This is a genomic window from Polyangium jinanense (assembly GCF_028435365.1).
On sequence record NZ_JAGTJJ010000089.1, the window covers coordinates 1 to 19,427 of the forward strand.

Genomic DNA, 19,427 nt, shown 5'->3' on the forward strand with positions numbered 1-19,427 from the left:
GCGGCGTTGACGATTCAACGGGCAACGTGCCCGTCGCCAGCGTGCAACGCACCTCCATGGTCTTGCCACCGGCCTCTGGTGGAAGAACTGCGCATCGCGCAGTTCTTCCACCCTCGGTCCAGGCCGTGCCTGGTTCGGGTCGAGGGGCGAACAGCCCCCGCGGGGTCCGGGGCGGCGCCCCGGCGCGGCGCTTTGCGTCGGCGCTACGGCTTCCCCGTGACGAACGACGCCGCGAGCACGCGGATGCCGTTCGTGCCGAAGTCGATGCGGAGCTTGCCGTCGCCGAGCTGTTCGATGACCTTGCCTTCGCCGAATTTCGCGTGATGAACGAGCGCGACGTCTTGCGGGGGCGGTGCGACGCGCTCGACGACCGGACGGAAGGCTGAGCTGTCTCCGATGGGGGCGCGTGCTCCCTGGCCGGCTGCCTCCTCGCGCCGCTTCAGATAGGCGCCGAGATCCGCGAGCGGCTCACCGCCCTGCCTCGGTCTCCGGAGGTCCCACGCCACGAGCTTCAGCTTGGCCGGGCTCTTTGTTCGTGCGAAGCAGCCGAAGATGGGCTCCGAGGCGTCTCTCGAAGACAGCTCGGCGAACGCGATGTGATCGAACTTCGTCGCGCGACGCCAGTCGCCCCTATCTGAGGCTTCGTAGAAGCTCACGATCGACTGGGTGAGCCTGACCAGGTCGCCGGGCGTGCGGCCTTCGGCGATCAGGATGGCCAGGATCAGGTCGGGGACTGCCGTCCGGAGCGCCTCGGAGGCGCCTTCGACATCCACTGGATCCATGCGCAGCGACGGCCGGCCCGCGCGCTCCCAGACGGCGGCCAGGAGATCACGATCCTTCGACGACAGCTCGAGGTGACGGGGCGCGCTCGACTCCATGCCGCGGCGAGCATGGCGCAGATCGTGATCGTGCACAACACGCGTGCCCGGGGCGCGTCCCTGATGCATGAACGTGTCGAACCCGGCCGCCCTCGTTCGTCGTGAAGACGCAAGGAGACATGTCCATGACCCTCGAGCTCTACTTCCATCCCTTCTCGTCCTACAGCCAGAAGGCGCTGATCGCGCTGTACGAGAACGGCATCCCCTTCGAGCCGCAGGTGGTGAACGGCCCCGACAGCCCGGCGGGGCAGGCGCTTTCGGCGCTCTGGCCGCTCAAGCGTTTTCCGGTCCTCGTCGATGGCGACCGCACGATCATCGAGGCCACCTGCATCATCGAATACCTCGGCCTCCACCATCCCGGCCCCGTGCGCTTGATCCCCGAAGACCCGAAGGCGGCGCTGGAGGTGCGGATGATGGACCGCTTCTTCGACAACTACGTTTCCACGCCGCAGCAGAAGGTCGTGTTCGATGCATTGCGCATCGAGGCTGACCGCGACCCCTACGGCGTGAGAGAGGCCCGCGCGATGCTCGACACCGCCTATGCTTGGCTGGACAAGACGATGGCGCAGCGCGAATGGGCGGCCGGCGACCACTTCAGCCTGGCCGACTGCGCCGCCGCGCCGTTCCTGTTCTATGCGGACTGGACGCATCCGATTGGCGAACGTTTTCCTCGCGTGACCGCCTACCGGCAGCGGCTGCTGCAGCGGCCGTCTTTCGCGCGGGCCGTGGACGAAGCCCGGCCGTATCGGAAGTTTTTTCCGCTGGGCGCGCCGGATCGCGATTGAAATGCCCGGCTGACCGGACGCGTCGTCCAGACGAGGTCAGCCGCTTCCCGCTTCCGCTACCGCTTCCGCTACCGCTTCCGCTCCCGCTCCCGCTCCCGCTTCCGCCTCCGCTTCCGCTTCCGCAGGGCGGCCGATCTGTGTAGATACGGCGCATGACAAACGTTCGCGTGAGCCTATTCCCCCTGCTCTTCCTTGTTCTCACGACCGCCGCGTGTGGTGAAAAGGGTCCGTCGGGCTCGTCGAGCTCGACCAACGCGGCGGGCGTCTCTCCCCGGCGCGCCCTGTTCAACAAGGCCGTGGCCGCGTTTCCACAGCAAGACATCGCCGCCTGCACGACGCCTGTCGGGAAGCCGCTTCGCCTGGTGCTCCGCGGCAAGGGCGGCACCGGCACGCCCGAGAGTTGCGGCTCGACCGGGTTCGGCGAGGAAGAAGCATGGTTCAGCTACCGCGACGGCGCGGGAGACTGGCAGGAGAAGAAAGTCGAAGAGACGACGAAGCTGGTGCTCTTTCAGATGAAGAGCGAGCAGCTCCCGAAGGTGGCGGGCACCGTCCTCGTTCCGGGCATCATCGAGGGCAGGGCCGTCGTTTTCGATGACCAGGGTGCTCCCACTTGCCAGGTCGCCATCCGCGCCGAGGGCCCGTCGCGAGCGTGGACCAGCAACTCGGAAGGAAATAAGGACGCGAAGCGGGGGCTCTGCGTCGAGCTCTCGTTAGAGGTGACGAAGCGACTGGCCTCCCCCGGCGCCGCGACGGCCGCAGCACCGGAGGCGTCGGCCTCCGCCGGTGCAGGGAGCGCCGCACCTGCGTCCTCGGCCGCGCCTTCGGCAAAGTAGGCCCAGCTCGATTCCGCGCCGCGGAGAGTCGAGCTCGTCAAACGGTACACAAACCGATTTCGCTTGCCGCTTCCGCTACCGCTTCCGCTCCCGCTCCCGCTCCCGCTTCCGCTTCCGCTTCCGCCACGGCGAAGGCCGAGCCGGTCGTGTCCGTCGACGTGACGATGGTCAGGCTACTGGGGACGCCTCGGGTGGGTGTGTCGTCACGGGGATTGGCTATCGGCGCAGGCTACGTTCGTTTCCCGTATGCTGGTAAAGTTGCTCACGATCCGCGCGACGCGGAGGACGCAGACGGTGTTCGGGCGCCGTCCCGGCGTGCAAAGATCGACGCCGAAGGCGCTCCGTGTCGATCGGTGCGTGCAGGGACGTGCTCCGAAGGCCCTTCGCGCCGATCGTGGCGTGCGGGGACGTGCACGAAGGGGGTTCGGTGCACGCCGCAGCACGCAGGGGCGTGCACCGAGGGGCGTTCGTGTCGCTCCCCGCATGCAGAGGAAGCGCCCGAGGGGCATGGGTGCCGTTCACCGCTTGCAGGGGAGGCGCGGGAAGGGTGGGCGTGCGCGGCGCGGCACGCGGCGGACCGCGAACAGCGGCCACGGCGCGGAGAGGACTGTTTCTTGACGTGCCCGCGAGGTTCGAGGATGCACGGTTGATTTGCGGCGATGCATGGCCGATGCCGGAGAGCATGACGAGCGTGGGTTAGGGGAGCGTGGCGGTATTGAGTTGACGCTTCTGGTAGAGCTGCCACGGGTGCTCGCGACCCTCACCGACCCCGCCGTCGTCCGCAGGATCCTCGATCACATCGGCGTCCGCTCCTCCCCGCTGACCCGCGCACCGGCTCGTGATCCCTCTTGGGAACAGCTCGGGTTCGTGTTGGCGTAGCGGCCCGCGCGCCCAAGGGCCGCTCGCCGCGGCCGCCGAGAGAGGCGCGCGCTTGTTCGCCAAGGCCCACGTGTGCCCGAGGGAAGGCGCCTCTGGGCCCCGTTGGGGCAGAGAATGCTCGAAGACCCCCGCCGCGGCCCCGGCGGCGGAGGGGCGAACCTGGACAAAGCCCCTTCGCGTTGCCTATCGTCCGGCGACCTAGATGACGCTCGACGAGCTCCTCTCGCTCCTCCGCCGCGTGCTTCCCGACGACGGCGAACGCATCACGCGCAAGCTCGCGCAGACGGCGGACGCAACGCGCGTCGTGGCCATCCTGTGCGACAAGCCGTGGCCGCGCCGGTTCGCGACGCCGCACGCAGGCATCGTGCAGCGCGTCCGTACGCATGTGCTGATCGGCGAGGAGCGCGTGCCGACCCAGAAGGAGATCGTCGACTCCATCAAGTACGCGCGCGGCAACCCGCTCGGCTGCTGGATCGGCAGCCCGCCCTACGGTTGGTTCGTGAGCGATCCGCACCAGGTGCTCGTCGCCGAAGGGACTCGTGTCGACGCCGGCACCGACGTCGCCGTGTGCCTCTGCACGCTCGCCCACCGGACAGCCACGCTCGGGCGTGCCGACGTCGTGGCCTGCCTCGCGCGCGACCTGCCGGAGCTCGACGAGCAGGACGTCGACAGCCTCGCGGAGGCGATGACGTCGTACGTCGAGGCCTACGACTCGATCGACGACCTCACGAGTCGCACGAACGGAAAGCTCGTTCGGATGTCCGATTTCGACGCCCACAACGAGCGCAACCCGGACGAGCCGCGTTATGGAGAGGCGCGCCTGTTCGGCCTGCCCGAGCTCGCCCGCCTGACGGCGCGGTGATCGCTACGGAGGCGTGGGGCTTGCGGACGTGGGGCGAGCGAGCCGCGACCGCCCCGGGGACTCCGCGCTGCAGTGCGCGACCGGCTTATTCCCCGTGATGTGCGGGTACTCGCTCCAAAGCACCTTGATTTCTGTGTTTTCGTACCAGACACCGCTGAAGCTCGCGGTGCCATTTTCATCGCTCACCTGCCCGGAGAAGGTGTGAAGCGGGTCGTTCACGCCGCCGACTTCGACCAGGTAGAGAAAATTGGGCTGTCCGCCGGTGAGGACCGTCGTGTAGGAGTCCGCGCTCCTCGTGACGGTGCAGCTTGCCTTGTTGTTCAACCCGCTCTTGGGACCGCAGTGGGCCGCGGATCCGATTCCACCACCGCAAGCCATCAGATAGAGCGCGCCTGCCACCAAAAAACACTGCATCAACGCCTTCCGCATATCGCCTCCGGGGTTGTCTAGGGCATTGCACTCTCCGTTCCAGACGCGGCGCAGGCGAAGCCTCGTCTCAGGCCGGCGTGTGGGCACCGAACGCACGATGATTGCTCAGGCCACGTCCAGAGACCGAAACGGGACACTCTCCACGGCCCGCCCGAATTCGCCAACCTGCGATCGCTGGTTCAGCTCGGCGCCGACGCAGACCCTCCCGAACCGCGCGTTCGATGTTCGTGCGGATGGGGTCCCATCGTACGACGTCTTGGCGTACGCTCGTGTCAGCGGCGGGAGACGAGTGAAAAGATGGAGGATTCGAATGCGAATACACCTCTTGTGGAGCATCGGTTTGGCACTGCTCATCGGGGTCGGGTGCGACGGTGCTCCGAACCCTGATGCAACGAGCGGAGGCGGAGACGGAGGTTCCGGAAACGGCGGCGGAGGAAACGGCAGCGGAGGCAGCGGAGGAACATCGGACGATCACGATCCACCAACCGCAATCTTCGCGTTGGCCCCGCCGGCGTACTGGTATGTCGACGCGGTGCCGCTCTCGGCCGGCGTCGCCGGCGACGACGTCACCCACTACCGTTACGCCATCGACGACGGTGCCTTCAGCGACGAGCAGCCGGTGGCGGCGCCGATCTCGATCCCATCCGTCGCGGCCGGCAAGCGCACGCTGAAGATCATCGGGCGCGACGCTGCCGGCAACTGGCAGGTCACGCCGACCCAGGCGAGCTTCCACATGGCCACGACGGGCCCGGAGCCGACGGCGTGCAAGCTCGTGGCCGACGGCGGCACGTGCGACTTCATCCTCACGACCTCGAGCGGCTTCTACGCGACCCCCAACCACTTTTACGACGCGAACGGCGACGGCACCCCCGACTACGAGAAGCTCCTCGACATCAAGCCAGGCTCGAAGGTCTGCCTCCAGGCCGGCGCCTACGACACGCTGAACATCCGCGGCTTCGAGGGCAGCCCGGAGGCGCCCGTCACCCTCGTGAACTGCGGCGGTCGGGTCGACTTCGCGCACAGCCACGCCAATGCGGCCCTGGGCGTGCTCGAGTCACGCTACGTGCGCATCGTGGGCGTCGGAGCCGCGGCGGAGCCGTATGGGATCACCATTGCCACCTCGGGCAACCAGGGCGCGAACGGCCTCGAGATCACCGACGGGTCGTCCGACATCGAGGTCGCCTTCGTCGAGGTCAAGAGCTCCGCGTACGCGGGAATCGTGGCCCGCACCAACGTGAGCTGCAAGTGGCACCGCGAGTCCTTCGTGCAAGAGAACACCTTCCTCCACCATAACAACGTGCACGATACCGGAGGCGAAGGGTTCTACATCGGCGGCTCGCATTGGGGCGCTCTGGAGCTGGTCGAGAACGGCAATGCCCAGTGCGGCGTCAACGCCGGCAATGGCACCATCGTGTGCGAGAACGACTGCAAGTTCGAGCCCGAGCTGCACGGGGTTCGGGTGTACGCGAACCGGGTGGAGAGGACCGCCGCCGACGGCATCCAGGTCGGCAGTGCCTGGTCGGACAACGACGGCACGGTCGATTACGACACCGAGGTCTACGACAACGTCGTGATTGCCGGGGCCACCGGCGACAGCCCCTACAACTCGGGCGCCCTCGACATCAACCCCGGGACTTCGGGCCGGGTGTACCGCAACTTCGTCCGCGGCACGGACGCTTATGCTGGCCTGTTCATCGCGGGCCCGGGCAACATCGACATCTACAACAACGTCATCATCACCGCGACGGACGTGGGCCTGGTGATCCAGGACAACGACGTGGGCGCGAAGAACGGGCCGTTCCGCATTCTCAACAACACGATCGTCAACGACGGCCCGCACGGCATTTACATGTACCACTCGCACAGCCAGGGGAACCTCTGCCACAACAACCTGCTCCTGCGCACGTCCGAGGCCATCCACCTGCTCAACGCCAGCGTCGACTGGAAGGCGTCCACCAACGTCACCACGGGCAGCCTCGAGAGCCACTTCGTGAACGCAGGCGAGGATGACTATCACCTCCTCTCGACGTCGAGCGCAGTCGACGCCGGGACCGACGTGTCCAGCCTGGGCCTCACCACCGACTTCGACAAGCTGCCCCGCAAAGTCGGCCCGTACGACGTCGGAGCCTTCGAATACACGCCGTAAGCGCATTGCCGGGCACCTCTCCGCATCGTCGTCGAGGAGGAGTCCACGACGTCCGATCCTTCGTGCCACGTCGGCACAATCGCCCGGACCTCGGGCAGCAATGGCAAAGCTCGGCTCCCAGCCGAGAGTCCGCCCGCCGTCGCCGTCAAGCCGAGTATCGATGACCAGGGCCCACGCGGTACACAATCTGATTGCACTTGCCGATGCCGCTTCCGCTTCCGCTCCCGCTCCCGCTTCCGCTCCCGCTTCCGCTCCCGCTTCCGCTCCCGCTTCCGCTCCCGCTCCCGCTCCCGCCACCGCGTCCGCTTTGCGTCGAGGTATGTTGATCCGTGGGAGCTTGCGCCTTCATAGGATGAAACGCTCGAGTTCCGCTTCCGTAAAGGGTTCGCCCGTAAAAGGGTTGATACGTGGACGCGCCAGCGGGGGGATCTCGGGCGAACCGGGCCACGTGATGCCCACCTTTTGAAGCTTGCGTTGCGCGTTGAGCAATTGCTCCGGGTCGGGCGGGGTGGGAAGCAGCGTCGCGAGTTCGTCCGTCGTCAGCTCCGTAGGGCCAACCAGAGCGCGGGCGGTTACTGCGTTCACAATCGCGTGGATGAGGCCGGCCTCCGTTCGGTCGAGCTCCGCCACTTCCGCGTCGTTCTCTCGATCCCAAACGCGCGGCAGCCGACCACCTCGGAGCAAGCCCCACGCGGCCAGCCGGTCGGCGCCACAGGCCCCCGGGTCGTCGAAGAGCGTGCCGGCGAGACGATCGCCGTAGAGCCAAAAGCCCACGCCCGCCAGCTTCTCCCCATGATTTCCATTTCCGAGCATGCGGGTGGCCATCACAAGCGCGGGCTCCAGCTCGTCCGGAAGGCCCGGCAGCGCCGCGCGCACATCGTCCGGGCCACGCGTCACCGCAGAGGCCGACAGCCCGAGCTGCTGGATCGGACCCCACCCGAGCTCGAACGCGAGACCAACAACGCCCGCCTCGGTCCACGCCACGACGTCGTTGTTCCCGCATCCGTCGCCGTTGTCGAAGGCGCCCCGCCGGAGGTCGCCCAGCCAACGCGGATAAAAGGAGGCCGCGAATCGATGGCGCCTGAGCGGGTCCAGATGTGCGAGGATGCCTTCGACGTAGGCGCGCAACGCGGCGCGGACGATAGCGTCGCGGTCGAACACGAGGTGTCCGAAAGGGTGGTTTCGCTCGACCATGGTGCCTTCCTACAGCACGTTTGTCTCGGCGTCCACGTGCTCGCCGCCTGCGTCCGCCAGCCGCGTCAAGGCGTGTACGCCGGAACCTGGTTGATCTGCACCACCTCGTCCGCCGGCGGGTCGTTGTACCAAAAAAACCGGTTGAGCTTCGTCGAGATGACGGCCGCGTTCTTGTTCGAGTTCGTGCCCCACGGACAGCAGCGCTGGTCCTTCATGGGCACGATGTGGTGCACCTGTGCTTTCGCTGGAGGGTAGCCAGGCGGATCGTCGAGGACGTCCGGCTCGGTGCACGTCGTCGGCTTGCCGTTCTCATCATCACAAGGGAACTTGAAGCCCGCGAGATCAGAGTGAACCTTGCCGCCGTGCGCGTCGCGGTTCACCTGGAGGATCAGGTCGTGCTGGTCGACGAGCTTTCCGTTCTTGTCGAGGGTCTTCTTGTAGAAGTCTATCCCCGGTCCAACGACTTGCGGCTCGGGCAAATTCCGGTAGGGACCGTTCACCTCCGTCGGCATGCCGTTGACCTCGATGAGCGGCGTCTGCCGCGGCGCGGCCTGGTAGTTGATCGTGATCTTGTTCGCGACATCCGAGCCGATTTGCCGCGTGTAGTCACCGTTTCCGACGGGCTGGCACGTGTAACTATCGTCGTACGGCGCATTCCCCGACACCTCGCCGATCTTCACGGCATCGGCACACGCGTCCTCCCACTTCTGATAGAAGCAGTCGAACGTATTGGCCTCGGACATGTAGCAGGCCGTGCCGAACGCGGCGATGTACTTGGCGCGTAGCGCCACGTCCGTCTTCGGATTTCCCACGAGCGGGATGCGGTAACGCATGCACGGCTTTTCAATCGACGCCGGGCATCCGGGCGCCTTGTCGGGTGGCGTAACGCCCGAACCGAGAGGCCCCGGCTCGTTCGATCCGCACGCCCCCGTCATCCCTGCCCCAACGAAGCCCGACACCAGCACGCCCAGCATTGCCGAGCGGCGTCTCGTCATTGCTTGCATGGCATACCGAATCGCACGGTTGACCAGCTGGCGGCAAGGGAGAGCGAACCAGGGGGCTCACCATGCGCCCGGGAACCGAGCCGCTTCCGCTTTTGCTACCGCTTCCGCTTCCGCTTCCGCTTCCGCTTCCGCTTCCGCTCCCGCTTCCGCTGCCGCTCCCGCTTCCGCTTCCGCTCCTGCTCCCGCTCCGGGTGCGACCTGCGAGGTCAAAATCGTCCCAAGCGTGAGCGCAGAGCTTGCTTCGTACCGGAGATTACGTAACTTCGCGCTGTTCTTCATGACCAGCGATGCCGCTTCGTCGGGGCCTAGCCCATACACGCTCGTGGAAACGTGCCATCTCGACGAGGCGCGCGACATCTTCCTCCGCACGTACGGTGAGTCGCAGCTCGATACGGCGGACGCCAAGCGGTTCGAGTGGCGGGCCAGCCTTGCCAGCACGGGCCCCGTCGCCTTCCTCAGCACGGGGAGCAGCGGTGCGCCCATCATGCGCGTCACGCCCGCGGGCTACAACGTGGTTTTGCTCATCGAGGGAAGCGGACACGCGACTTCGCACAAGGCCGCAGCCGACATCACGCCGGAAGGCAGCGCGATCGTGTTCACGCCAGGACGCCCCTTCGTCTGGAGGGTTTCGGAAGGTGTCCGCGCGTTTACCGTGCGCATCGACCCCGCCTACCTGCAGGCCGAGCTGGAGGCGCTCACGGGCCGGACCGTGCACGGGCCGCCGCAGTTCGCGCTCTTCATGGACACCCAAGCCGGCTACGGCGAGTCCTTCCGGCAACTGTGCCTCTTCCTGGCACGAGAGATCGAAAAGAGATCCGCGATGTTCCAGGAGCCGCGGCTCATAGCCCCTCTCGGCGAGACCGTCGTGCGCGCGCTCCTCCTGGGCCAGGCGCACGACTACGCCCATCTGCTCCAGACGCGCGCGCCGAGCGCCGGCATAGGTGCAGTCCGCAAGGTCGAGGAATACGTCGAGGCCGCCGGGCCGCGCCCGGTGTCCATGCGCGAGCTCAGCGTGGTCACCGGCGCGAGCGGGCGCTCGATAGACAAGGCCTTCCGCGCCCATCGTGGATCCACGCTGGCCGCCGCGCTCGCGAGATCACCGCCGCCGAGCGCAAACGAGGAAGGCGCGGTGGGCGCGCGCATCTCCCTGCTCACGCCGCGCGAGCGCGATGTGTGCGCGCTCGTGGCGCGGGGGCTGCTCAACAAGCAGGTCGCGGCCGAGCTGGGCATCTCCGAGGGCATCGTGGAGAGGCACCGGGGCCGGGCGATGAAGAAGCTGGAAATAGGCGGCGCCGCCGAGCTGGGGAGGCTATGGGCGGCGCTCGACGGATGAGGCGGGAGAGGGCGGGGACTGCGGCGCGGGCGAGCCCGGCGGGAAGGGGGACCTCGGCGCGACGGAGTGGACGAGGCTCAGCTCACGGGATGCAGACGCCGGCGGAGGCGGCGGCGCAGATCGAGGAGACCTCCGCGTCGCTGAGCTGCGTGGGGTAGAAGGCCGCCTCGTCGATGAGGCCGCGGAAGTTGCGGCCCCCCACGGTGTCCTCGCTGCCGATGGTGACCGGAAGCGCCGAGGACAGGTTGATCGTGCCGGCGTAGAAGCTCGAGGTCTGCCCGACGAGCGCGCAGTCGACGTAGAGCTTCACCACGTTGGCGTGTCGCGAGACCGTGATGTGGTACCAGGTGTGGAGCGAGAGCGACACCGGAGCCGAGAAGCCCGTGTTCACGCCCGCGCCGTTGTTGACCGCGAAGCCGAGCTGCCCGTCGCTGAGGCTCACGGCGTAGCCGGTGCCGCCGGTGCCCCGGTTCCTGGAGAAGAGGACCTGGTAGCCGGTGGCGTCGTTGATGTTGATCCACATGTCCACCGTCAGGTCGTTGAGGCTCGCGAACGGCGTCGCCGTCGTCGCGATCGCCATGTCGCCGTTCTGGGTGTCGAACGCCTGCCCGACCTTGCCGGCGGCGAAGGCGACCCCGGTGCGCAGCGTCCCGTTGTAGCCGTTGCCCGAGCTGTCCGCGGCGTCGTTCTCGCCCTTCCAGAAGCCGGTCGCCGTCGGCAGCCCGCTCACGCAGCCCACCAGGTTCTGGCAAACGGAGCCCTGGTAGCCGTCGGCGCACTCGCAGGTGTAGCTGTCGACGCCGTCGACGCAGGTGCCGCCGTTCAGGCAGGGGCTCCCGGCGCAGTCGTCGATGTTGGTCTCGCAGTTCGCCCCCGTGAAACCGGTGGCGCAGGTGCAGGTGTAGCCGTTCACGCCGTCGGCGCAGGTGCCACCGTTCTGACAGGGCGCGGAGGCGCACTCGTCGATGTTGATCTCGCAGTTCGTCCCCGTGAAGCCGGCGGCGCAGGTGCAGGTGTAGCTATTCACGCCGTCGACGCAGGTGCCGCCGTTCTGACAGGGCGCGGAGGCGCACTCGTCGATGTTGATCTCGCAGTGCGTCCCCGTGAAGCCGGCGGCGCAGGTGCAGGTGTAGCTATTCACGCCGTCGACGCAGGTGCCGCCGTTCTGACAGGGCGCGGCGGTGCAGTCGTCGATGTTGATCTCGCAGTTCGCCCCCGTGAAGCCCGCGGGGCAGCCGCAGGTGTAGCTGCTCGGGGTCTGGGAGCAGATTTTGCCGGTCGTGCAGAGGTCGTTCTCCGGAACGCAGTGGCACTTGCCGGCCGCGCCGACAGCATAGATGCCGGCGATCTGCGCGGCCGTGAGGTCGGCCCCCCAGACGGCCGGCTCGTCGATGAGGCCCGTGAAGTAGCGGAGCAAGACCGTGTCCTCGCTACCGATGGTCAGCGGTAAAGCGCTGTCGATCAATGCGCTGGAGAAGGCGCTCGTGGAGGTCGCGTCGAGGACGCCGTTGATGTAGAGCTTCACCACGTTGCCGTTGCGGGTGGCAGCCACGTGCGTCCACGTGTTGGCGGACAGCGTGGCGTTGCTTGCGAGCGCGAAGTTGCTGCCGTTGTTCATCCCGAACACCAGCTTGCCGCCGCCGATGAGCAAGTTGTACCCGGTCCCGAGGAGCCCGCGGTTCTTGCCGATGATGGCCTGGGTCAGGAGGACGTTGGAGGGGTTAATCCAGGCTTCGAGCGTCATCGCCGTGGGGAAGGTCAGCGCGGGGGAGTCGGCGACGCGGATGTCGGTGAGGCCGTTGAAGGCGAAGGCCTGGCCTACCTTGCCGGAGGCGAAGGTGACCCCGAGGCCCAGCGTCCCGTTGTGCGCACCATACACGTCGTCAGCGTTGCCGGCGCCCGCCCAGAAAGCCGTGGGCCGGGGGTGGTCCCCGTAGCAGGCCTGGTCGGTCTCGAGGGATTGCGCGGCCTCGCCGAGGGGGTCGTCGGTGCTGCCGTCCATCGTGTCCGGCGTACTCATGCAGCCGCCGGCGAGCAGCGCGACGGGCATGGCGAGGCCGAGCGTCGCGAAGAAACGGATGTGTCTCATGCGGGTTTCCTTCTCGGCCGGGGAGAGCGTGGCGAAGTGGAGCGCCATGCGGGGCGGCCCGAGCGAGTGGAAAGTAACGGAGAGGAACATTCTGTGGAGGGGTGGGTTTCCACCCCTTGCAAGGCGAGCCAAAGTGTGATGGGGCGGAGCATTGCGCGCATTTTGGCGGATCCGATTACGGGTGCATTGGACATCCGGGACTCGACCTGCCCCCCCTTCCTCAAAAGCGGTGCACAATCAGGTCTCGCTTACCCCGCCGTGACCCCCGCCGCGCTTTGGGCTCACCTCCTTCGTCTCGTCCTCGAAACCCGCGAGGCTCGCGACGAGCGCGTGCTTTCCGGCAAGTGTGCGAGCGCGATGCAATGTCGAAATGTTGGGCTCACACCGATGCCGAACGCACATGTGTATCTGTCGTGCAAGAAAATTCGATGATACCGTGCGGTTCTTGCGGAAGGCGCCGGAGCGGGAGCGTCCTCTTGCGGGTGAGGACACGCGGGCCACGTGTACCCATTCGAAAATGGCGGGTTCTTCGCCCTGAGCCCTGGCGCGTTACGGGTTCTAGCGCCCTCCGCGTGGAAGAAGAGCGAGCCCGCTCGACAACGTCCGTCGTTCCTCGACATGGGGGCGGCATTGCGCCGACATGCCCCCCTCCTTTACTCTCGCCGATGCCTTGATCGGAGGCATCTTCGACGGACGCTACCGGATCATCCGCTTGCTCGGCCAAGGGGGGATGGGGGCGGTTTACGAAGCCGAGCAGCTCGAGACGGGCGAGCACGTCGCGCTGAAGTGCATCGATGGAGGCCTGCTGCTCCGGAGCAGCAGCGGCGTCGGCCGCTTCCAGCGCGAAGCGAAGGCGATGGGCTCGATCGACACCGATCACATCGTTCGGGTCCTCGATTCAGGGACCGATCCAAAGACCCAGGCGCCGTACATGGTGATGGAGCTCCTGGAAGGCGAAGACCTCCAGCAGCTGCTCGACCGGGTCGGCAAGCTGGAGGTCGACGCTGCCCTCCGCATCACCGCGCAGGTCTGCCTCGGCCTCCAGAAGGCTCACGAGGCCCGCGTCGTGCACCGGGACATCAAGCCCGCCAACATCTTCCTCGCCCGCCGCGCGGACGGCGAGATCGTCGTCAAGATCCTCGATTTCGGCATCGCCAAGATCAAGCCGGAGCCAAGCCAGGGCGGCCCGACCACGGGCCTTACCCGCACCGGAAGCCTCGTCGGCTCGCCGCTTTACATGTCCCCCGAGCAGGCGCGGGGCCTCAGCAGCATCGACTTTCATACCGACCTGTGGTCGCTCGGCATGGTGCTCTACCGCGCCCTCTCGGCGGCTACAACATTGACAATGGTGATCTCGCGAGCGCGGAGCTGTACGACCCGGCGACCAAGAGTTGGCTCCCAGCCGCCAATATGAGCACCGCCCGCCAGGATCACATCGCGGCGCTGCTGCCGAGCGGGCAGGTGCTCGTCGCTGGCGGCTACAACATTGACAATGGTAATCTCGCGAGCGCGGAGCTGTACGACCCGGCGACCAAGAGCTTTCTCCCGGCCATCGCGATGAGCACCACCCGCTGGAATCACGCCGCGACGCTGCTGCCGAGCGGGCAAGTGCTGGTCGCGGGCGGCGTCCTCAACGCTGTTTCTCTCGCGAGCGCAGAGCTGTACGACCCGGCTGGCCGTTGGGCAGCCGCGGATTCGATGCGCGCCGGCCGTGTCCACGCGACCGCGACGCGGATGTCCAACCACCACGTGCTGGTTGCCGGAGGCACCAGCGCGGCAGGCTACGAGGCCAGCGCGGAGCTGTACGACCCGGCCATGGGGAGCTTCACGTCGACCTGCGCGAACGACGACGCGCCCCCGACCTGCGCGATGAGCACCGCCCGCGCCTCTCACACCGCGACGTTGCTGCTCGACGATCAGGTGCTGGTCGCCGGGGGCATCAGCAAAACCGGCTACGAGACGAGCGTGGAGCGGTATGATCCGGCGACCAAAACCTGGACGCCCGCCACCGCGATGCATGGCGACCGCGCCTATCACGTCGCGGTCGAGCTCGATACGGGGCGGGTGCTGGTCGCCGGGGGTTGGGGGACGACGGGTATTCGTCAGGACGCAGAGCTGTACGACCCGACCACGAACACATGGGCGCTCATCGACAGCATGAACGAGGCCCGGTGGCAGGTCACCGCGACGCTCTTGTCGAACGGCCAGGTGCTCGTCGCCGGGGGCAATGGGACCCGTGGCCCTCGCAGCGACGCGGAGCTGTACGACCCGCAGAACAGCACCTGGACGCTCGTCCCAGCCGCGATGAGCTCCCCCCGCACCGGCCATACGGCCACCCTTCTGCCGAACGGTCGGGTCCTCCTCGCCGGCGGCGCGGGCCAAAACGGCGCGCTCGCCTCGGCGGATCTCTTCGACCCGGCATCCAAGATCTTCACGCCTGTGGCGCCGATGCTCGACGCCCGGATGGGCCATGTCGCCACGTTGCTGCCGGACGGTCGGGTGCTCGTTGCCGGCGGCGCCGATACCGGCGGTCCCTTGGCGGGTGCGGAGGTCTACGATCCGGCCAAGAATGCCTGGCAACAGGTCCGCTCGTTGATCACGCCCCGGAGCGAGCCCGTGGGGGCAGCGCTCCAGGATGGGCGTGTGCTCTTGGTCGGCGGCCTCGGCGAAGGCTTCATTCCCCTGGCCACCGCCGAGCGCTATGAGCTCTTTTCCAATGGCACGCTGTGCGGCCGGCCGACCGACTGCCAGAGCGGCTTCTGCGTCGACGGCGTCTGCTGCAACACGGCCTGCGCCGCCGGCCCCTGCGACGTCTGCTCGGTCAGCACCGAGATCACCCCCCTGGGCGGCCAGACGGCGGGCACCTGTACGCTGCTAACGGGCCCCACCTGCGATGACGGAGATCTCTGCACCCAGACGGACGTCTGCCAGAGCGGCGTCTGTACGGGCCAAGACCCGATCCTGTGCGCAATGCCTGACGCGTGCCACAAGCAGGACGCGTGCAACCCCAAGACCGGGGTATGCCCGCTGCCGGTGAATACGGACGACAATACCCCGTGCGACGACGGCAATGACTGCACCACGGAGGACCGCTGCCAGGCGGGCGGCTGCACCGGCACCAAGGACGTCCGCTGCGCTTGCCCCGAGTGCGTGCCTTACGTCTGCTTCGGTCTCTCGCGGTCCTGCAAGACGAGCTGCGATTCGGTCAACGACTGCGCGTCCGGGTATGTCTGCGACCCGACGCACCATTGCGTACCCCCGCCGCCCGACATGCACACCGTGGACAACAGCGGCTGCGCCCTCGCCCCTCCCGGCGCACCGGCCCACTCGCCCTGGAAGCCCTGGGCGCTTTCGCTGCTCGCCCTCGGCGCACTCGGCGCCCGGCGCCTCGCATCGGTCTCATCACGAGGCGTCGCGCCGGGGCGCTGCCCCGGGCCCCGCGGGGGCTATCCGCCCCTCGACCCGGACCAGGGCAAGCCCTGGACTCGGGGTGGAAGAACTGCGCGATGCGCAGTTCTTCCAACAGGCCGGTGCAAGACCAGGAAGGTGCGTTGCCCGCTGGCGACGGGCACGTTGCCTGTTGAATCGTCAGCGCCGCGGTCTTGATGGGCGGGTCGTCGCTGGTCTTGACCTGGCCTGTTCGATGAACTGCGCACCGCGCAGTTCATCGTCCTGGGTCCAGCCCCTGGCTGGTCCGGGTGCAGGGGCGGACAGCCCCTGCTGGGGCCTGGGGCAACGCCCCAGCGCAGCGGCGTCGACCCGAGGGACCTTCGCGAACGGAGCGCAACATCGACCGGGAGGTCCCGGGACCTTCGCGCACGGAAGCGCAACATCGATCTGGGAGGTCCCGGGACCTGCGGGAACGGAGCGCGACGTCGATCCGGGAGGTCCCGGGACCTGTGGGAACGGGGTCCCACACCGATCCGGGAGGTCCCGGGACCTGCGGGAACGGGGTCGAAGACCGATGACGGAGGTCGCGGGACCTGCCCGCGCGGCGTAGAGGGGGTGAAAGCTGCGATGAACTGCGCATCGCGCAGTTCATCGACCCCGGGTCCAGCCCCTGGCTGGTCCGGGTGCAGGGGCGGACAGCCCCTGCTGGGGCCTGGGGCAACGCCCCAGCGAAACGGCCTCTAGCCCCTCATCGCGCGTCCCGCGCGGCGACGCCGCCGGAGGAAGGGCAGCAAGGCGAGCACTGCCCAGCGCGCCCCCGCCCCCGTGTCGCTCGCCAACTGGCACCCGCACCCGTCGCCACCCAGCTCGGTATCCGCGCTGCCCCCCGTACCGGTCGCCGTCCCGCTGCCGGCGCTACCGCCATCGCCACCGCTGCCGCCATTGCCGCCGCTGCCCCCGGTGCCGCTGCTCGACGAGGAGCTGCCGGACATGCAAGCCCCGCCGAGGCACGTGCCGCCGGGGCAAGGCGTGCCGTCGGGTTTGGCCGTGTCCATACATTGACCCGACTGCGCCTCACAAACGCCCGGCTCGTGGCACGCGTCGGGCGCCGGGCAGACGACCGGGCTGCCCGGCGCGCAGGTGCCCGCCTGGCAGGTATCATCGCTCGTGCAGAGATCGCCATCGTCGCACGCCGTCCCGGTGAGCAACGTGCAGACGCCGTCGGACGCAGCGCCGCCGGCCATCGTGCATGCGTCGCACGCGCCGGCGCTGCAGGCCGTATCGCAGCAGACGCCGTCGGCGCAAAAGCCGCTCGCGCATTCGTCCGCACCAATGCATGCGCTGCCAAGCGGTAATGAGGCATAGCGCTCGGTGCTCGTCATCGAGAACGACGCGTCTCCATGGCCGCCCGTCACGAGCACCTCGTCATTGCCGAGCAGCGTCGCGCAGTGGTGCTCGCGCGCCGCGGTCATCGCGCCGGCCGGCTTCCACGTATTGCTTGCAGGGTCGAAGATCTCCGTGGTCTCGAGGACCTTCCCGCCGCCCCAGCCGCCCGTGGCGAGCACCTCGCCGCTGCCGAGCAAGGTCGCCGTCTGCGCATAACGCGCCTGGTTCAACGAGCCCACGGCCGACCAGGTGTTCGTGGCCGGATCGTAAAGCTCGGCGCTCGCCAGGGGCTCGCTGTCGGAGCCGCCGGCGACGAGCACCTGGCCATTGCCGAGCAATGTCGCGGTATGCTCCGATCGATGCTGGATCATGCTCGGCGCCGCCGACCAGACATTCGCCGCCGGGTCGTAGAGCTCGACGCCGCTCGGCCCAGAGAGGCTGCCGCCGGCGACGAGCACCTGGCCATTCGGAAGCAGTGTCGCCGTGTGGTTCCAGCGGCCCGTGGTCGGGGCTGCCGCGTCGAACCAAATGTTTGTTAGCGGATCGTAGATCTCCGCGCTCTTCTGCGCGCCGCCCATGAGCGAGTTTTCGCCCCCCACGACGAGCACGCGGCCATCGGGGAGCCGGGTCGCGGTGGCGCGGGTCCGGGCAACCTTGAGCGCGCCCGCAAAGTACCAGGTGCCGCTCATCGGGTCATAAACCTCGGAGATCGCGAGCGGCGCGCCAGCGGCCTCGCCGCCGGCGACGAGCACATAGCCAAACTCGGTCAGCGTGGCGGTGTGCGACATGCGGGCCTTCATCAAGGAGCCCGTCTCGGTCCAGGTGTTCGTCGCTGGATCGTAGATCTCCGCGCTCGCCGTCGCGTTCCCGGAGCTCTCTCCACCCGCGACGAGCACCTTGCCATCCGGCAGCTGGGTCGCCGTGTGCCACCTTCGACCGGTGTTCATCATGGCAGCGGAGATCCACAGGGGATCGACCAGCACCTCCTCTGCATCGGCGTCCACGTGCAGCTCGAAGCTCGTCCCCTTCGCGACGAGCCACACGCCCACGCTCCGGCCCTCGGCCGCATACGCGACCGGCGCGGTGACCGTGAGACGCACGACGCCGAGGGGATCGACGATTTCCACACGATCGCCACGTTGCCGCGCGGTCATCTCGTCGAGCTGCCATGCCGCCACCGCTTCTCCAGCGCGCACCGCGGATGCTTCGAGGTGGAGCCATTCCTCCACGCCTTCCGGGACGCGCGTCCAGAAGGACGTGCCTCCTCGGCGTGGATAGGCCACCGCGTGGTCGGCCAGCACGCCTTTCCCTTGCGTGCCGATCTCGTGCACACGCACCTCGACCCCGCCGAATCCGCGGAAGCGGATCGTCTCGTGACCCTCTCGCGGCAGGGTGACGAGAGCGCGCGAGGAGGCGCTCGCCTCCGACGTGTCCGAAAGCGAGAAGCTCGCGTCCGTGGCGCGTATCAGCGCGTCCTGGTCGAGCACCTGAGCTGCTTGTTCGGGAAATCGTTGTCGGAGGGCGCTCGCGGGCCCGAGCTCCTGCGTCGTCGGTTCGCCTCCGCAAGCGCCGCCGAACGACGCCGCGACGAGCAAGAGGGGTGTGATGGATGCTTTCGTCATTCTGGGTCCTTTCATAATCGGCAGGGCCGGGAGCACGAGGGCGCTGAGATGACGGATAAGAGAAAAAGTCATTTGGGTATCGTTGTCGTCCATGGTCGCCGCGCGGGCTGGCCAGCGCTGGCTTGTGAGTTTCGGGTCGCCGTATTCAATGTTGGTGCCATCGGTGTTGCGGTGCTCGGTGGACGCGGTCTCGGCCGGCTCCGCCAGGCGACGGAGCCTGGACGCGAGGCGGCCTCGATTCCGTCGCTCTTCCGCGGGAGTGAGTGCGGAAGACCGCACCTGAGGAGCAGGGCGCTCACGGTCCTGCTGTGCCGGAGACTCACCGTCATCGAGCCGCGAGCGCGCGCAGCGAGCGGTGCTTGGCGGCTAACGCCAACGCGCCCGGCAGCAATAGGGGTGCGATGGATGCTTTCGTCATTCTGGTCCCTTCCATCATCGTCAAGTTTTCAGCGGCGACCGTTCGGCCGACTGTCGTTATCAACCATGCTCTCCCCGGCCAGCGCGCCCTTGGGCTGGCTGCCCGCGTTGATCGTGAATGCCTGCACCTTGGCCTGCTCTCGGCCGCTGAAGGTGCCGCTGACCATCGACGAGCGCGTG

The 19,427-nt window shown here is 67.8% G+C and carries 14 protein-coding genes; 7 read left to right on the forward strand and 7 right to left on the reverse strand.

All coding sequences use genetic code 11. The features are described 5' to 3' along the window. Positions 1-203: 203 nt before the first annotated feature. Complete coding sequence (locus tag KEG57_RS51210; protein ID WP_272428193.1) at positions 204-947, reverse strand: hypothetical protein; 744 nt, start codon at positions 945-947, stop codon at positions 204-206. Between the two features lie 56 nt (positions 948-1,003). Here KEG57_RS51210 and KEG57_RS51215 point away from each other — a divergent pair, with 56 nt between their 5' ends. The 3 genes from KEG57_RS51215 (at position 1,004) to KEG57_RS51225 (ending at position 4,237) form a co-directional block, all read left to right on the forward strand. Further along, the gene (locus KEG57_RS51215) at positions 1,004-1,663 is read left to right on the forward strand and encodes a glutathione S-transferase family protein (RefSeq protein ID WP_272428194.1); all 660 of its coding nucleotides are present in this window, start codon (positions 1,004-1,006) and stop codon (positions 1,661-1,663) included. A 152-nt stretch (positions 1,664-1,815) separates the two neighbouring features. Then, on the forward strand, positions 1,816-2,496 hold the full coding sequence (locus KEG57_RS51220) for a hypothetical protein (RefSeq protein WP_272428195.1): 681 nt from the start codon (positions 1,816-1,818) through the stop codon (positions 2,494-2,496). A gap of 1,081 nt (positions 2,497-3,577) precedes the next feature. After that, the gene (locus KEG57_RS51225; RefSeq protein ID WP_272428196.1) at positions 3,578-4,237 is read left to right on the forward strand and encodes a hypothetical protein; all 660 of its coding nucleotides are present in this window, start codon (positions 3,578-3,580) and stop codon (positions 4,235-4,237) included. A 3-nt stretch (positions 4,238-4,240) separates the two neighbouring features. On the opposite strand, the gene KEG57_RS51230 is transcribed toward KEG57_RS51225, so the two are convergent. After that, complete coding sequence (locus KEG57_RS51230) at positions 4,241-4,666, reverse strand: hypothetical protein (protein ID WP_272428197.1); 426 nt, start codon at positions 4,664-4,666, stop codon at positions 4,241-4,243. Positions 4,667-5,165: 499 nt separating this feature from the next. Between KEG57_RS51230 and KEG57_RS51235 the strand changes: the two genes are divergently transcribed. Continuing rightward, complete coding sequence (locus tag KEG57_RS51235) at positions 5,166-6,812, forward strand: choice-of-anchor Q domain-containing protein (protein ID WP_272428198.1); 1,647 nt, start codon at positions 5,166-5,168, stop codon at positions 6,810-6,812. A gap of 345 nt (positions 6,813-7,157) precedes the next feature. Here the strand turns inward: KEG57_RS51235 and KEG57_RS51240 are convergent, their stop codons facing one another. Both KEG57_RS51240 and KEG57_RS51245 read right to left on the reverse strand, forming a co-directional pair. Then, entirely contained in the window at positions 7,158-8,006 is an 849-nt protein-coding gene (locus KEG57_RS51240; protein WP_272428199.1) for a hypothetical protein, read from the reverse strand. Positions 8,007-8,071: 65 nt separating this feature from the next. After that, on the reverse strand, positions 8,072-8,839 hold the full coding sequence (locus KEG57_RS51245; protein WP_272428200.1) for a hypothetical protein: 768 nt from the start codon (positions 8,837-8,839) through the stop codon (positions 8,072-8,074). Between KEG57_RS51245 and KEG57_RS51250 the strand changes: the two genes are divergently transcribed. Continuing rightward, a complete protein-coding gene (locus KEG57_RS51250) occupies positions 8,838-10,343 on the forward strand; it encodes an AraC-like ligand-binding domain-containing protein (protein WP_272459950.1) in 1,506 nt (501 codons plus the stop codon). The genes KEG57_RS51245 and KEG57_RS51250 overlap by 2 nt on opposite strands. Positions 10,344-10,425: 82 nt before the next feature. Here the strand turns inward: KEG57_RS51250 and KEG57_RS51255 are convergent, their stop codons facing one another. Beyond that, a complete protein-coding gene (locus tag KEG57_RS51255; RefSeq protein WP_272459951.1) occupies positions 10,426-12,432 on the reverse strand; it encodes a LamG-like jellyroll fold domain-containing protein in 2,007 nt (668 codons plus the stop codon). A 640-nt stretch (positions 12,433-13,072) separates the two neighbouring features. Between KEG57_RS51255 and KEG57_RS51260 the strand changes: the two genes are divergently transcribed. Next, entirely contained in the window at positions 13,073-13,846 is a 774-nt protein-coding gene (locus KEG57_RS51260) for a serine/threonine-protein kinase (protein ID WP_272459952.1), read from the forward strand. Then, positions 13,843-16,038 carry a Kelch repeat-containing protein gene (locus tag KEG57_RS51265; RefSeq protein WP_272459953.1) on the forward strand — a complete coding sequence of 732 codons (2,196 nt, stop codon included), beginning with the start codon at positions 13,843-13,845 and terminating at the stop codon, positions 16,036-16,038. The genes KEG57_RS51260 and KEG57_RS51265 overlap by 4 nt, the downstream gene beginning before the upstream one ends. A gap of 524 nt (positions 16,039-16,562) precedes the next feature. Here KEG57_RS51265 and KEG57_RS51270 read toward each other — a convergent pair. Continuing rightward, entirely contained in the window at positions 16,563-18,830 is a 2,268-nt protein-coding gene (locus tag KEG57_RS51270; RefSeq protein ID WP_272459954.1) for a Kelch repeat-containing protein, read from the reverse strand. 446 nt (positions 18,831-19,276) lie between these two features. After that, positions 19,277-19,414, reverse strand: coding sequence for a hypothetical protein (locus tag KEG57_RS51275; protein ID WP_272428206.1), 138 nt, complete (start codon positions 19,412-19,414; stop codon positions 19,277-19,279). Positions 19,415-19,427: the final 13 nt, after the last annotated feature.

What these genes read in the sequence shown, in the direction of transcription:
- KEG57_RS51240 (WP_272428199.1), bottom strand. Translation starts at nt 8,006, where the DNA reads ATGGTCGAGCGAAACCACCCTTTCGGACACCTCGTGTTCGACCGCGAC.
- KEG57_RS51215 (WP_272428194.1), top strand. Translation starts at nt 1,004, where the DNA reads ATGACCCTCGAGCTCTACTTCCATCCCTTCTCGTCCTACAGCCAGAAG.
- KEG57_RS51210 (WP_272428193.1), bottom strand. Translation starts at nt 947, where the DNA reads ATGCATCAGGGACGCGCCCCGGGCACGCGTGTTGTGCACGATCACGAT.
- KEG57_RS51255 (WP_272459951.1), bottom strand. Translation starts at nt 12,432, where the DNA reads ATGAGACACATCCGTTTCTTCGCGACGCTCGGCCTCGCCATGCCCGTC.
- KEG57_RS51225 (WP_272428196.1), top strand. Translation starts at nt 3,578, where the DNA reads ATGACGCTCGACGAGCTCCTCTCGCTCCTCCGCCGCGTGCTTCCCGAC.
- KEG57_RS51275 (WP_272428206.1), bottom strand. Translation starts at nt 19,414, where the DNA reads ATGGTCAGCGGCACCTTCAGCGGCCGAGAGCAGGCCAAGGTGCAGGCA.
- KEG57_RS51250 (WP_272459950.1), top strand. Translation starts at nt 8,838, where the DNA reads ATGCACGGCTTTTCAATCGACGCCGGGCATCCGGGCGCCTTGTCGGGT.
- KEG57_RS51260 (WP_272459952.1), top strand. Translation starts at nt 13,073, where the DNA reads ATGCCCCCCTCCTTTACTCTCGCCGATGCCTTGATCGGAGGCATCTTC.
- KEG57_RS51245 (WP_272428200.1), bottom strand. Translation starts at nt 8,839, where the DNA reads ATGCGTTACCGCATCCCGCTCGTGGGAAATCCGAAGACGGACGTGGCG.
- KEG57_RS51270 (WP_272459954.1), bottom strand. Translation starts at nt 18,830, where the DNA reads ATGACGAAAGCATCCATCACACCCCTCTTGCTCGTCGCGGCGTCGTTC.
- KEG57_RS51220 (WP_272428195.1), top strand. Translation starts at nt 1,816, where the DNA reads ATGACAAACGTTCGCGTGAGCCTATTCCCCCTGCTCTTCCTTGTTCTC.
- KEG57_RS51230 (WP_272428197.1), bottom strand. Translation starts at nt 4,666, where the DNA reads ATGCGGAAGGCGTTGATGCAGTGTTTTTTGGTGGCAGGCGCGCTCTAT.
- KEG57_RS51265 (WP_272459953.1), top strand. Translation starts at nt 13,843, where the DNA reads ATGAGCACCGCCCGCCAGGATCACATCGCGGCGCTGCTGCCGAGCGGG.